This window comes from Glutamicibacter sp. NPDC087673 (assembly GCF_044743255.1).
Taxonomy (GTDB): Bacteria; Actinomycetota; Actinomycetes; order Actinomycetales; family Micrococcaceae; genus Glutamicibacter.
In genome coordinates, this window is record NZ_JBIUWB010000001.1 from 347080 (window position 1) to 359693 (window position 12614).

The following is a 12614-nucleotide window of genomic DNA, read 5'->3' on the forward strand; positions in this document are numbered from 1 at the left end:
AACTTGCCTTGTTGCCTGCTGCCCGGTGTGGAATGGTCGGTGCCATCGCCCATCTGATGAAGAAAGGACAGTCCATGGAATCCACCCAGCCAGAAGAAGAGCGGCACCCGGGGATCACTCCAACGCCCGATGAGCCCGCGGAGGAAAAACAGAATTCTATCGGGGACCACGAAGACGCGTTCGAGCAGCCAGCCGAGGAGCAGGACCCGGACCAGGTGGACACCGACCAGTTCAATACCGACTGATCCGCGTTTGTGTCCCGCCGGCAACGATACGACTAGGAGATAACCTCTTGAAAGCATTGACATGGCAAGGCAAGCGAAAGATCGGTTTCAGCGATGTCCCGGATCCGGTGATCCAGGATCCCGGGGACATCATCATCAAGGTCACTTCCACCGCGATTTGCGGATCGGACCTGCATCTCTATGAGCTGCTGGGCCCCTACATGCATGCCGGCGACGTGCTGGGCCACGAAACCATGGGCATCGTCCAGGAAGTCGGCAGCGGCATAACCAAGCTGTCGGTAGGCGACCGGGTAGTCATCCCGTTCAACATCTCCTGCGGCCACTGCTGGATGTGCCAGCACGACCTGCAGTCGCAGTGCGAGACCACCCAGGTGCGCAAGCACGGCAAGGGCGCCCAATTCTTCGGGTACTCCGAACTCTACGGACAGGTGCCCGGCGGCCAAGCCGAATACCTGCGCGTGCCCCATGCCGATTACGGTGCGGTGAAAGTTGGCGACCAGCTGCCCGACCACCGCTACCTTTTCCTCTCCGATATCCTGCCCACCGCGTGGCAGGGCGTGCACTACGCCAATGTCCCCGACGGCGGAACCCTCGCGGTCTACGGGCTCGGGCCGGTGGGCCAGCTCGCCGCGCGCATCGGCCGGCACCTGGGCTATGAGGTGCTGGGCATCGACCCGGTGGCAGAACGCCGCGCCATGGCCGAGCGCCACGGCATCCAGACCCTGGACTTCACCAAGGACACCGTGGGCGAATTGCGCGGGCGCACCGGTCGAGGCCCCGATGCCGTGCTCGATGCGGTGGGCATGGAAGCCCATGGTTCCCCGGTCTCCTCGATGTTCCAGCAAGCCACCGGGTTGCTGCCGGACAGGGCCGCGCAGCTGGCCATGGAGAACGTCTCCGCGGACCGCACCAGCGTGCTGGATTCGGCCATCGATGCCGTGCGCCGCGGCGGCACCCTGTCGATCAGCGGTGTCTATGCCGGGGCCGCCACCCCGATGCCGATGGTGAAGCTGTTCGACAAGCAGGTCCAGATCCGCCAGGGCCAATGCAATGTGCGCTCATGGACCCAGAAGCTGCTGCCGCTGGCCGAGGATGCAGCCGATCCGCTGGGCCTGGACGACTTGGTCACGCACGAGCAGCCGCTCTCGAACGGTCCGCAGATGTACGAGACCTTCCAGAAGAAGCAGGATGCGTGCATCAAGGTGGTGCTCAAGCCCTAGCGGCTAGGCGCTTTTCTTCCCGGAACCGGAGGCCTTCTTCTTGTGTGGCGAGGAGGAGGCCTCCTTTGCCGTTGCCTTCTTCGTGGCTGGTTTCTTCGCGGCCGGCTTCTTGGCTGCGGTTTTCTTCGCAGGTTTCTTCGCCGCTGGTTTCTTCGCCGCCGCGGCCTTCCCATCCTTGGCTGCCTTGGCCGGGGCCTTGGCATTGCGCCCATCAATGCTGCGCTTGAGCGCCTCCATCAGATCGATGACCTCGCCGGACTCGCTGCTCTGGTCCGGGGATCCGAAGGTCGCCTCGGTATCCAGGTCCTCGCCCTGCTCGATTTTCGCTTCGATCAGCGCCTGCAGCTGGACCTGGTAGTCATCCTGGAACTCGTCCGGCGTGAAATCACTGCTGTACTGGTCCACCAGGGAGGCAGACATCTTCAGTTCCTGCTCGCTGATCCGCGGTGATTTCTCCGGTGCCACTGCCTCGGCATCGCGCAGCTCGTCCGCCCACATGACCGCTTGCAGCACCATCACCTTGGATCGGACACGCAAGATGCCCAGCCGGGTCTTCTGGCGCAGGGCGAAGCGCACCACTGCCAGCTTCTCGGTGTCCTGAAGCGTTCGGCGCAATAGCTCGTAGGCCTTGGGCGATTTGGAGTCCGCCTGGAGATAGTAGCTCTTCTCCAGCATCAGGGGATCTACTTGGCTGGCCGGGACGAACTGGACCACCTCGATTTCGCGGCTCTTCTCCGCAGGCAACGCGTCCATGTCCTCATCGGTGAGCACAATGGTCCGTTCTCCGTCCTCATAGGCCTTGTCCAGATCCTTGTAGGCGATTTTCTTCCCGCACACTTCGCATCGGCGCTCGTAGCGGATCCGTCCGCCGTCCTTGTCATGGACCTGGTGCAGGTCGATGTCGTGGTCCTCGGTGGCGCCGTAGGCCTTGACCGGCACGTTCACCAGGCCGAAGGCAATTGATCCAGTCCAGATAGCTCGCATGGGCATAGTGAAGCATCTTTCCAGCCAGTGTGTCACTGCCCTAGTGATTCTGGCAGGCGGCGCTGAGGTTCGGCAGCGCGAAACGCAAAGCTTGCTTGGAACGCTGGATTCCCCGGCGCCGCTCGGGAAGATTGGTCCTCATAAGGCAAAGCAAAGGACAGCGCATGGCACGCAGGGAGCAAACCGTCACCGTCGCGGGGCACACGCTGAAGGTCAGCAATCTGGATAAGGTCCTGTACCCGCAGACCGGGACCACCAAGGGCGAAGTCATGGACTACTTCCAGCAGGTGGCCCCGGTGCTGATTCCGCATGCCGCGTGGCGCCCGGCCACCCGCAAGCGCTGGGTGGACGGCGTGGGGACCCCCGAAGAACCGGGCAAGGTGTTTTTCCGCAAGGATCTCGAGGACTCTGCCCCAGGCTGGATTCCCTCGGCCAAGCTGCAGCACAAGACCCACTCCAATATCTATCCGCTAGTCAACAACGAGGCGGTGCTGGCCTGGATGGCCCAGGTGGCTGCGCTGGAAATCCATGTTCCTCAGTGGCGCTTCGATTCCTCGCTGGAACCTGCCAATCCGGACCGGCTGGTGCTGGACCTGGATCCCGGTCCGGGCGCCGGCTTGGAGCAGTGCGCTGAAGTCGCCTTGATCTGCCGGGAGATTCTCGACGGCATGGACCTGCCCAGCTTTCCAGTGACCTCCGGTTCCAAGGGCATCCACCTCTATGCCGGACTGGATGGCAAATACACCTCGGAGCAAGTCAACGAGGTGGCCAAGGAATTGGCCTCCACCTTGCAGAAGGAGCATCCGCAACTGGTTCTCGCCAGCATGAAGCGCTCGCTGCGCGAGAACAAGGTGTTCGTGGACTGGAGCCAGAACAACGCCTCGAAGACTACCGTGTGCCCGTATTCTCTGCGCGGCCGCGCACGGCCCACTGTCGCGGCCCCGCGGACCTGGGAGGAAATCGAAGCGCCGGGGTTGGAGCAGCTGGACTTCCACGAGGTGCTGGACCGCATTGCTGATGGAATCGATCCGCTGGCGCAGCTGGCCTCGGGACAACAGCAGGATCCCGATCGCCTGGCGGTCTACCGCTCCAAGCGCGATGCGGCGCTGACACCTGAACCGGTGCCGGAGCAATCCGGGAATTCCCAGTCCATGCAGCCGGGCGGAAAGGACGGCACCGGCCTCTCCTTTGTCATCCAGGAACATCATGCCCGCGCGCTGCATTGGGATTTTCGCCTGGAGCACGACGGAGTGCTGGTCTCCTGGGCGGTGCCCAAAGGTCCACCCCTGGAACCAGGAATCCAGCGCTTGGCGGTCATGACCGAAGACCATCCGCTCTCCTACGCAAGCTTCGAAGGCAGCATCCCCAAGGGCCAATACGGTGCCGGGGAAGTATCGATCTGGGATTCGGGAAGTTGCACCATCGAGAAGTGGCGCGAAGGCAAAGAAGTCATCGCAGTGCTCACCGGCTCCCGCGAGGGCGGGCTGGGTGGAGTGGACCGGCGGTTCGTGCTGATCCAGGCCGCAGGGATGGGCGGCAAGGACAATTGGCTGCTGCAGCTGGCCAAGGATCAGCCGGTAGGAGCCGGTGCGGGAACGTCCGCTGATTCCGGTGGCGAAGAACCGGAGGCTGCTCGCGAGCCTAGCGCCAAGCAGGCCGTGGCTGACCTGTCGGGCCAGGCGTTGCGCCCCATGCTGGCCACTGCCGGCACTGCTCGGGAGATCTCCGGCGAGCGGGGTTGGAGTTTTGAGATGAAATGGGACGGCTACCGCGCGTTGGCAGTAGTCGATGGCGCCAAAACCAAGCTGATTAGCCGCAACGGCCATGACCTGACCGGAGACTTCCCGGAACTCGAAATCCTCGGTTCGCTGCTGCCCGACCGCTGTGTGGTGGACGGGGAAATCGTCGCCCTGGATTCTTCGGGCCGCCCTGACTTCTCGCTGCTCCAGCAACGGGTGGCCCACCAGCGGAAGAAACGCACGAAGCAGGCCTCGGCCATCAGGATCCAGTACATGGTCTTCGACGTGCTGCAGCTGCCATATGACAAGGATGCAGGACTGGTGGATCTGACTTCCCTGCCCTACGCGCAACGCCGCCAACGGCTTGCGGGCCTGGATCTCGACCACCGGTACGTGCAGGTGCCACCGGCCCACACCGGGACCTTGGAGCAGGCCATCGAGACCAGCCGTGCGCTGGGCCTGGAAGGCGTGGTGGCCAAGGAACGCGACTCCGTCTACGAGTTGGGCCGGCGCAGCGGCAGCTGGGTGAAGCTCAAGCACCAGCGGCACCAGGAAGCTGTGGTGATTGGCTGGCGGTCTGGACAGGGGTCGCGCAGCGGCAGCCTGGCCTCGCTGCTGCTGGCCATTCCTGGAAATGGCGGCTTGGAATACGCCGGCCGGGTGGGCACCGGATTCAGCGACGCGCAACTGGCCGAAATCCGCGAGCGGCTTGAAAAGATCGAACGCAAGACTCCCCCGGCCAAGAACATCCCGGCAGCGCATCAAAGCGATGCCCACTGGGTGAGTCCGAAATACGTGGCAGAAGTCCGATACAGCGAACTGACCTCGGACCGCCTTCTGCGCCATCCGGTGTGGCGCGGCTGGCGCGAAGAGAAGCAACCGGATGAGGTCCGCTGGGAACCGGCAGATCCGGCCGGGAACCAAACTCCAACTAACCACTAACAGAGGAGCAGAACATGAAATTGCTGGTAAAGATCTTCGGAACCCTGATTTCGCTCGGCGCAGGCTGGCTCGGAGCCAAGCTCGTCTCCGGGGTCTGGCATAAAGCCATGGGTGAAGAACCGCCATCCCTGGCCAACCCCGAAAAGCAGCAGCAGGCCGCCGTAGGCAAGGTGCTGGCGTTCGCCGTGATCTCGGGGGCAAGCGCTTCTGCCATCCAGGCCATGGCCAAACGGTGGACGCGTTCCCTCGAAGCCAAGGCCGCCAACCGCTAGCAGGCCGCATTCTGGCCGGTAACCGGATGCACCGGGTCGCGCAGCTGCTGCCCAGTTGCACGGCTCGGTGTTTTCGTTGGTGCCGGGCAGCTTTCTGCCCGGTGTGCACTGCCCTGGTGCATCGCGGATGGCTGACGGCCTGCGGGAATCGCATGGTGACCAATTGGCCGGTCGACAGCTTCTCCAGCAGGCAGAACTGCCAACGGGATTGCAGGCTTTTGCAGCATTCAAGCCTTCCTTGATGCCTTGGAAGTGTGCGACACGGTCCATGGCGAGGTTATTGCCTTCCAGAAGTCCGTCGGAAATATATCCCAGAAGTCTCTGGCATTGAGTGCATCCACTGAATTAGAATGAAAACAAAATATCACTATATGAAAGTTGAATCGATGACTGCCCATTCTTCTCCGCTCACCGCCGGCCAGCCAGCGCCAGCCTTCTCCCTGCAAGATGCCAAGGGAGAGACCATCTCGCTTTCGGATTATTCAGGGCAGAAAGTGATCGTGTATTTCTACCCCAAGGCCGCGACTCCCGGCTGCACCACCGAGGCCTGCGATTTCCGCGACAACCTCAATTCGCTGCAGGCCGCAGGATTCTCCGTTCTGGGCATTTCTCCGGACGCTCCGGAAGAGCTGGCTGCCTTCGCTAGCGATGAATCGCTGAATTTCCCGCTGCTTTCCGACCCGGGCAACGAAGTTGCCAAAGCCTACGGCTCCTACGGTGAAAAGAACATCGGTGGAAAGACCGTCGTGGGCACGCTGCGCTCCACCGCAGTCATCGATGAAGACGGCAGCATCCGCCAAATTGAATATTCTGTGGACGCCCAAGGGCATGTGGCGCGACTTCGCGATTCCCTCGGAGTCTAGAGGATTCCGCACCCGGATCTTTCCGGTGCCAGCCCGGACGCTTCGAGCCGGGGCCAACTTTAACCGGCCCCGGCCACATCCTGCAGACTGCGTTGAGGATCTCTGGACGGCAAGCTACATCTGCATCTCGGAATGGGCATTGGCCAACAGATGCGTGAAAGCACCGCGCTCGAATGCAGCCCGCTGGCGGACCGCTCCATTGCCTGTCTCCAGCATGTTCCTGAGTGAAATCACAGCATAGTCGTAATCTCCATGTTCCTTCAGTGCGCCCTCAATGAGTCGGAGCATTCTGCGGGCCAGTTCCTCCACAGCGACCTGCTCTCCGGTTCGCGTGTCCACGTGCACTCCGGTGATTCCGTTCTTGGCCGCTTGCCACAATGAGAGGTCCAGGACTTCGGGCAGATACTCGATCGCATCGAATTCGCCGGCCACCGCAGTCTCGACCAGCCCTCGCATGAGCACGGCCAGCAATACCGAATCCTGCGCTCTCAACTGCGAGTCCGCGACCCGAATTTCGAGTGTCGGGTACTTTTCCGACAACCGGGCGGACCATCCGATGTGGCCTGGGTCGGGAACTGCATCGGTTCCATTGATTCGCGCAAGCCGAGTCCCATAGTCTTTCGAATCCTTGAAGTACGGCGGAATTCCCTGGACGGACCACTTTCGATAGTGAATGGTTCTCCACGATGAAAAGTTGCTGTCGCCCCCTTTCCAATACGGAGAATTGGCGCCCAGGGCGCAAAGAAATGGCAGCCATCCGCGCAAGAAGTTCAGCGCACGAATTCCCGCTTCGGAATCAGGGATGGACACATGGACGTGCAAACCGCACATGTAATGCTCTGACGCTATTCCGGAAACGAAGTTGCCGATTTCCCGATACCTTGCATTATCGGTCAGCTCCGGAGCCTGCTGGGCAATCATCGGCGCCGCGCCCAAACCCGCGACCAGCAGGCCGCGGGAGGCCGCTTCGCTTGCCAGAGCACTGCGGAAACTTCCCAGCTCATGCAGGGCCTGATCCCGGTCTTCGCAGATGGCGCTGGCATGTTCTATTTGGCAAGCAAGCAGTTCGTTCTGCACTTCGCCATTGCGTTGCGAATCCAGCGCTTGCCGTAACGCTTCTTTATCCGTGCTGGCCGGCAACCCTGTTTCTGCGTCGAACATGAAGAATTCTTCTTCAATGCCAAAGGTGCTCATTTCGTGCCTCCCGGAACATGGCTGCTAGGGCGTCGGACCAGCAACCGGCCTGTGTTGACTTACTGCTGGCTAACCTGGTCTGCCTGATGCGAACTAGCGGGGAACTGCTCATCTTTCTTCTTGCGCGGAACGGATTGCCGCATGATCAATCCCCTTTCAGCTAGGCTGCGAATATCCGGATGGCCGCAGCTTCATCCGCCTCGGCGGCTTGCGTTCTGCGTAAGCGGATTCTGAAACAGTAGATCCCGTAGCCTGGCTGCATCTGCTTGCCCGATGGATTCTCATGGTTTTCCCATCAACCCAGAATGAATCGGACATGAAATCTGAACTAGCTGTGAGGTCCAGGGACATTGTTTAGTCGGGCGAAGGGTGCGCAGCCAATCGCTGAGTGGTGTCGGTGGTGGTTGTAGAAGTGGAGCCAGCCGGGCAGAGCCAGGCATCGCTCGGCGTTTGAACCGTAAAACTTGGCATAAGCCCACCCGCCCCCGAGTGTGCGGTGGAACCGCTCGATCGTCCCGTTCGTCTGCGGCTGGTAGGGAGGTGCTCGCTTGTGTCTGATGCCAAGCCGAGCGCAGAAGTCCCTCCAAAGGTGGGATCTGTAGGCCGACCCGTTGCCGGATAGGACTCGCTCGACGGTCACGCCCCGTTCAGCGAACCAGGCCACAGCGCGTTCGAGAACTCCCACCGCTGTGCTTGCCCGCTCGTCCATGCAGATCTCTGCATAAGCGGCTCGGGGGTGGTCGTCGATCACTGTGTGAACGAACGCCGTTCCGGTCCGCGGCTTGTGGTCTTTGCCTCTGGGCAGTCCCGGAGTGGCGGTTCTGTTCCGTGCGCCTTGCTGCCGACCAACGTAACGATGTCCACCACCGACGGGGATATTCCCGAACTTCGTGACATCGACATGGATCAACGATCCCGGATAAGGGTGCCCATGTCGCCGCAAGGGCTCACCAGTGACACGATCGATACGGGAGAGGCGGTTCACGCGGCAACGGGCGAGGACCGCGTGAACCCTGGACGCCGGGAGACCAAGTCACGCAGCGATCTGGGCTGGACCAGCCGAAGTCGCAAGCGCAGATTGATGATCTGCTTCTTCTTGGCATGCTCGGGCGTCCTGCCTGGATTGCAATGCGGCCTGCTGGAGCGATGCTGCATCCCATGCCCACCCTCTTCCCGTCAACGACCGGCCCCCTTCCGGGCAGTGATCGGAGAGAGCATATACATCTTCGCTGCCATCGTGGCCGGATAGCCGTCTTCAACGATCAGACGGGCTATCCGGAGACGGGTACGAGGCGTGAGCAGCGCATTTGGATCAGTCATCGATTGGCCTCCGCAGTGGTTTCCAAAAGCGTGCGCCGGCTCAGCACCATGGTCAAGAGCGCGGCCGCCGCCAATGCCGCGGCCACCCAGACCGGCGCGAGCACCCCCAACCCTGCCGCGAGCCCGAACGCGCCAAGCACAGGACCCGCCGCGGCACCGAGGTTCAATGCCGCGGTTGCGTACGAACCGCCCATCGTTGGAGCAGCCGACGCTGCATACAGCACACGCGTGATCAAGGTGCTGCCAATGCCGAACGACAGGAAGCCCTGAACGAAGACGAGGACGATAAGCGCAACGGGATGCGACGCGACCAATGCCAATCCGATCCATCCTGTCAGCAGCAGCGGGCCGCCGACTGCAAGCACGACGCCGGGGCGTTGATCTGACAGTCGCCCAGCGATCGTGACGCCAAGGAATGATCCGACGCCGAACATCACCAGTGCGAAGGACACCCACCCATCAGCCATCCCCGCAGTCTCGGTCACTACGGGGGCGAGGAAGGTGAACGCCGCAAAGGTCCCTCCGTTGATCAGCGCTCCAAGTGCCATGGCCAGGATGAGCCGCGGCGTCGCCAACTGGCTGAGCTCGGCACGAAGCCTTGGCGAGGACCCGGCAGTTGCGGTCTGACCGGCATTGTTCGTGATCCCTCGAACGACTCCGAAGACCGCCGGAATACAGAGGATGGCGACTGCCCAGAACGTCGTTCGCCAGCCCAACGCTGTGCCGAGCAGAGACCCAGCGGGGACACCCGCGACGGTTGCGATCGTCGTGCCGGAGAGCAGGATCGACAGTGCACGCCCCTTCTGGTTCGCTGGCACGAGAGTAGCGGCCGTGCTCAGTGCTACCGCGAGGAATCCTGCGTTTGCAAGAGCGCTGAGCACCCGGGTGATGAGGAGGAGAGCGAACACGGGTGTCATCGCTCCGATGACGTGGCTTCCCGCGAACACGAGAAGGCAGACGATCAACGTGAGCCGCGGTGGCCAACGGCGAGCGAATGCCGCCATCACTGGCGCGCCGATGACCATACCGATCGCGAAGGCCGAAGTCAGCAGGCCCGCCGTGCCGACCGAGACGTCAAGCTCGGTCGCGATCGCGGGGAGCAATCCCGCGAGCATGAATTCTGAAGTGCCCATGACGAAAACCGCCAAGGCAAGCATGTAGAGAGCAAAAGGCATCGAGTACTCCGAGGTGAGAAATCAAGAAATGGTTCTTCTTGTCACCACGGCCAGCACCCCGGGTACGCCAGACATACGCCAACACAGATCGTGGGCGTCGTAACTACTGGTTGAAGGGGCTGGCGGTGTGACCGACAACCCCGGACTTGTCTGACTCGGGACTCGACATATCCCGAACTCTACAGCGCTCGACTGCGCGTGGCGTGGATAGAAACGTCCCTAATCGGCACGACGTCGTTGCGCGCGGGGGCAGAACACTGTCCCTGGACATCACAACTGGCTCTGGAAGCGGCAACGATCTGCCCGCAGCTGCGGCGAACAGCAAGCACGGCTGTGGACGTTGGAAATGCGGTCCGTTCCGGCGTACATACGAAGCCTAGCGACGGGCAGTCCGCGGCAGACCAAACAAACTACTGACTAGGCCGGAAGCTAAGTTCAAAAAGCTCTCCTCTGAGCCTGAAAATTAGCTGAGAACCCAGGGCCACCCCTCCCGGTCGCAGATCAAGTGGCCTAGGTTTGAAACACACTCCGCTTCTCAACGACGGCGAGCCTTGCCTGCCGGCAGGCTAATCCGCAATCTGCGAAGTGGCGTGACTTATGGGTGCACTCGAGAGTTACGAACAAAGTGGAGGTAGTACTAATGCCAGGACGTATAGTCAGGTCCAAGACTGCTGAACGTGTCGCCGAACTCCTGGGGTCGCGCGAAGGACGCTCCCATCTGAGCGAGTACGGGTGGATCCAAGGAATGCCCGTGATCATTGCACAACTCAACGAGCCGGTAGACGACGTCATGGGCCTCGCTTCCGTTCACAATTGCGCTGTTCTCGTGGCGATACTGGACGCCCAGGGCGAGCAGCTTCGTTTCATCCATGTCTCGCCTCCCAACGGTGCTCTCCGGATCGTCGATGAGACTCCTGCGAATACCCGGATCTGCACGCTCTTCGAGCAAGCGGAGGAAAGCGGCATGCTGGCCTTCCGAGTTCGGTATTGGACCCACACGGCAATTGCCAACGCCCTGCCAGTCTTCACCCCGGAAGAACAGTGGCCGCTGGCGATGACGCGCAGCTAGCTGCCGGGGCACTGGAGGCCCCGCCCAGGTGCCGCTGATTCAACGGCTCGCTGCTAACCGCATATAGGCCATTTTCGACTGACGGTCCTGGCTTACCCGGAATTCTCCGGGGAAGCCAGGACCGCTGCCGCAATCCCCTGTCTTAGCGCCCAGCGATCTTCACCAGCTTGTGGTTGATGAATTCGTCCATGCCGTACTTGCCCAGCTCGCGGCCGATGCCCGAGCGCTTCACGCCGCCAAATGGCAGCTCAGGGTAGGAAGCCGAAGGCTCGTTGACGGCCACCATGCCGCTTTGCAGCTGCACGGAAACGCGCTCTGCGCGTTCCATGTCCTGGGTGTGGATGGAAGCTCCCAGCCCGTAGTCGGTGTTGTTGGCCAGGGCCACGGCTTCTTCTTCGCCATCTACCTTGTAGAGCACGGCGACCGGGCCGAAGAGCTCCTCGGAGAAGGCACGCATCTCGGGGGTCACCCCGGCAAGGATGGTCGGCTCGTAGAATGCGCCCTCGCCCTGGATCGGCTTGCCTCCGGCCAGGACCTGGGCACCCTTGTCGATGGCGTCCTGCACCTGTGCGGCCAAGCCGTCGCGGGCCGCGGCCGAGGACAGCGGGCCGAGGAAGTTCTCCGGCTGGGCCGGGTCGCCCACCTTGATTCCGGCCACCTGCTCCACTAGCGCCTGGGAGAAGTCCTCGTAGACCGAGGAATCGATGATGAAGCGCTTGGCCGCGTTGCAGGCTTGGCCGGTGTTCCCGAAGCGGGCGCGCATGCCCAGCTTGGCAGTGCGCGCCACGTCCGCGTCGTCGAAGACCACGAATGGATCCGAGCCGCCCAGTTCCAGCACCACCTTCTTCAGGTTGCGCCCGGCAATCTCTGCCACGGCCGCTCCGGCGCGCTCGGAACCGGTCAGGGATACTCCCTGCACCCGGCGGTCGGCGATGATGTCCGCGACCTGGTCATTGGTGGCGAAGATGTTCACATACGCGCCCTGCGGGGCTCCTGCTTCCTTGAAGATCTCTTCCATGGCCAGCGCCGACTCCGGGCACTGCGGCGCGTGCTTGAGCAGGATGGTGTTGCCGTTCATCAGGTTCGGCCCGGCGAAGCGTGCCACTTGGTAGTACGGGAAATTCCACGGCATGATGCCCAGCAGCGCGCCGACCGCTTCCTTGCGCACCAGCGCCTTGCCGCCCGAAGCGATCTCCAGCTCCTCGTCGGCCAGGTACCCCGGACCGTTCTTGGCGTAGTAGCGGTAGATCGCCGCCACGATGCCGATTTCCCCCAGCGACTGCTTGATGGGCTTGCCCATCTCGCGGGTGATGATCGCGGCCAGCTGATCGGCGCGTGCCTCGTAGATGTCTGCCACCCGCTCCAGCAGGGCGACGCGTTCCTCCAGTGCGGAGACCGACCACTGGGTGTAGGCGTTGTGCGCCTCGGCGATGGCATCCTGGATCTGCGCATCGGTGGCAGTCGGGTAGGTTGCTTCGACTACGCCGGTGGCGGGATTGGTAACGGCATAAGTGGACATGGTGCTCCTTCGAAGATTCGCTTGTTGGACACTTAGCGCCCAGTCTTCCAGTTCCCGTCGCCAATGCCCCGG

At 62.1% G+C, this 12614-nt stretch carries 11 protein-coding genes and 1 pseudogene; 6 read left to right on the forward strand and 6 right to left on the reverse strand.

Features of this window, described 5'->3' with window-relative positions; all coding sequences use genetic code 11:
• Positions 1-74 precede the first annotated feature (74 nt).
• Both ACIOTL_RS01660 and ACIOTL_RS01665 read left to right on the forward strand, forming a co-directional pair.
• Positions 75-245, forward strand: coding sequence for a hypothetical protein (locus ACIOTL_RS01660; RefSeq protein ID WP_400341425.1), 171 nt, complete (start codon positions 75-77; stop codon positions 243-245).
• 47 nt (positions 246-292) lie between these two features.
• Positions 293-1465, forward strand: a complete 1173-nt coding sequence (locus ACIOTL_RS01665) for an alcohol dehydrogenase catalytic domain-containing protein (RefSeq protein ID WP_400341426.1) — start codon at positions 293-295, stop codon at positions 1463-1465.
• A 3-nt stretch (positions 1466-1468) separates the two neighbouring features.
• Here ACIOTL_RS01665 and ACIOTL_RS01670 read toward each other — a convergent pair whose 3' ends face one another.
• Positions 1469-2455: a Ku protein gene (locus ACIOTL_RS01670; RefSeq protein ID WP_332499155.1), complete on the reverse strand. Its 987-nt coding sequence runs from the start codon at positions 2453-2455 to the stop codon at positions 1469-1471.
• Positions 2456-2613: 158 nt separating this feature from the next.
• Between ACIOTL_RS01670 and ACIOTL_RS01675 the strand changes: the two genes are divergently transcribed.
• From ACIOTL_RS01675 to bcp, 3 genes are all read left to right on the forward strand, one after another.
• Positions 2614-5130, forward strand: coding sequence for an ATP-dependent DNA ligase (locus tag ACIOTL_RS01675; protein WP_400341427.1), 2517 nt, complete (start codon positions 2614-2616; stop codon positions 5128-5130).
• Positions 5131-5144: 14 nt separating this feature from the next.
• A complete protein-coding gene (locus ACIOTL_RS01680; protein ID WP_105656071.1) occupies positions 5145-5402 on the forward strand; it encodes a DUF4235 domain-containing protein in 258 nt (85 codons plus the stop codon).
• A 386-nt stretch (positions 5403-5788) separates the two neighbouring features.
• Complete coding sequence (gene bcp, locus ACIOTL_RS01685) at positions 5789-6265, forward strand: thioredoxin-dependent thiol peroxidase (RefSeq protein WP_388023603.1); 477 nt, start codon at positions 5789-5791, stop codon at positions 6263-6265.
• Positions 6266-6379: 114 nt separating this feature from the next.
• Here bcp and ACIOTL_RS01690 read toward each other — a convergent pair whose 3' ends face one another.
• From ACIOTL_RS01690 to ACIOTL_RS01705, 4 genes and pseudogenes are all read right to left on the reverse strand, one after another.
• Entirely contained in the window at positions 6380-7459 is a 1080-nt protein-coding gene (locus ACIOTL_RS01690; protein ID WP_400341429.1) for a YbdK family carboxylate-amine ligase, read from the reverse strand.
• A gap of 328 nt (positions 7460-7787) precedes the next feature.
• A pseudogene (locus ACIOTL_RS01695) lies at positions 7788-8779 on the reverse strand (IS481 family transposase).
• The gene (locus ACIOTL_RS01700; RefSeq protein ID WP_400341431.1) at positions 8776-9954 is read right to left on the reverse strand and encodes a Cmx/CmrA family chloramphenicol efflux MFS transporter; all 1179 of its coding nucleotides are present in this window, start codon (positions 9952-9954) and stop codon (positions 8776-8778) included. Before ACIOTL_RS01700 ends, ACIOTL_RS01695 begins: the two are co-directional and overlap by 4 nt.
• A 21-nt stretch (positions 9955-9975) precedes the next feature.
• Positions 9976-10029, reverse strand: coding sequence for a chloramphenicol resistance leader peptide (locus ACIOTL_RS01705; protein ID WP_124770126.1), 54 nt, complete (start codon positions 10027-10029; stop codon positions 9976-9978).
• Between the two features lie 676 nt (positions 10030-10705).
• On the opposite strand from ACIOTL_RS01705, the gene ACIOTL_RS01710 reads away from it, so the two are divergent.
• Positions 10706-11023, forward strand: coding sequence for a hypothetical protein (locus tag ACIOTL_RS01710; RefSeq protein WP_286134036.1), 318 nt, complete (start codon positions 10706-10708; stop codon positions 11021-11023).
• A gap of 142 nt (positions 11024-11165) precedes the next feature.
• On the opposite strand, the gene ACIOTL_RS01715 is transcribed toward ACIOTL_RS01710, so the two are convergent.
• Entirely contained in the window at positions 11166-12542 is a 1377-nt protein-coding gene (locus tag ACIOTL_RS01715; RefSeq protein ID WP_105656067.1) for an NAD-dependent succinate-semialdehyde dehydrogenase, read from the reverse strand.
• Between the last annotated feature and the right edge of the window lie 72 nt (positions 12543-12614).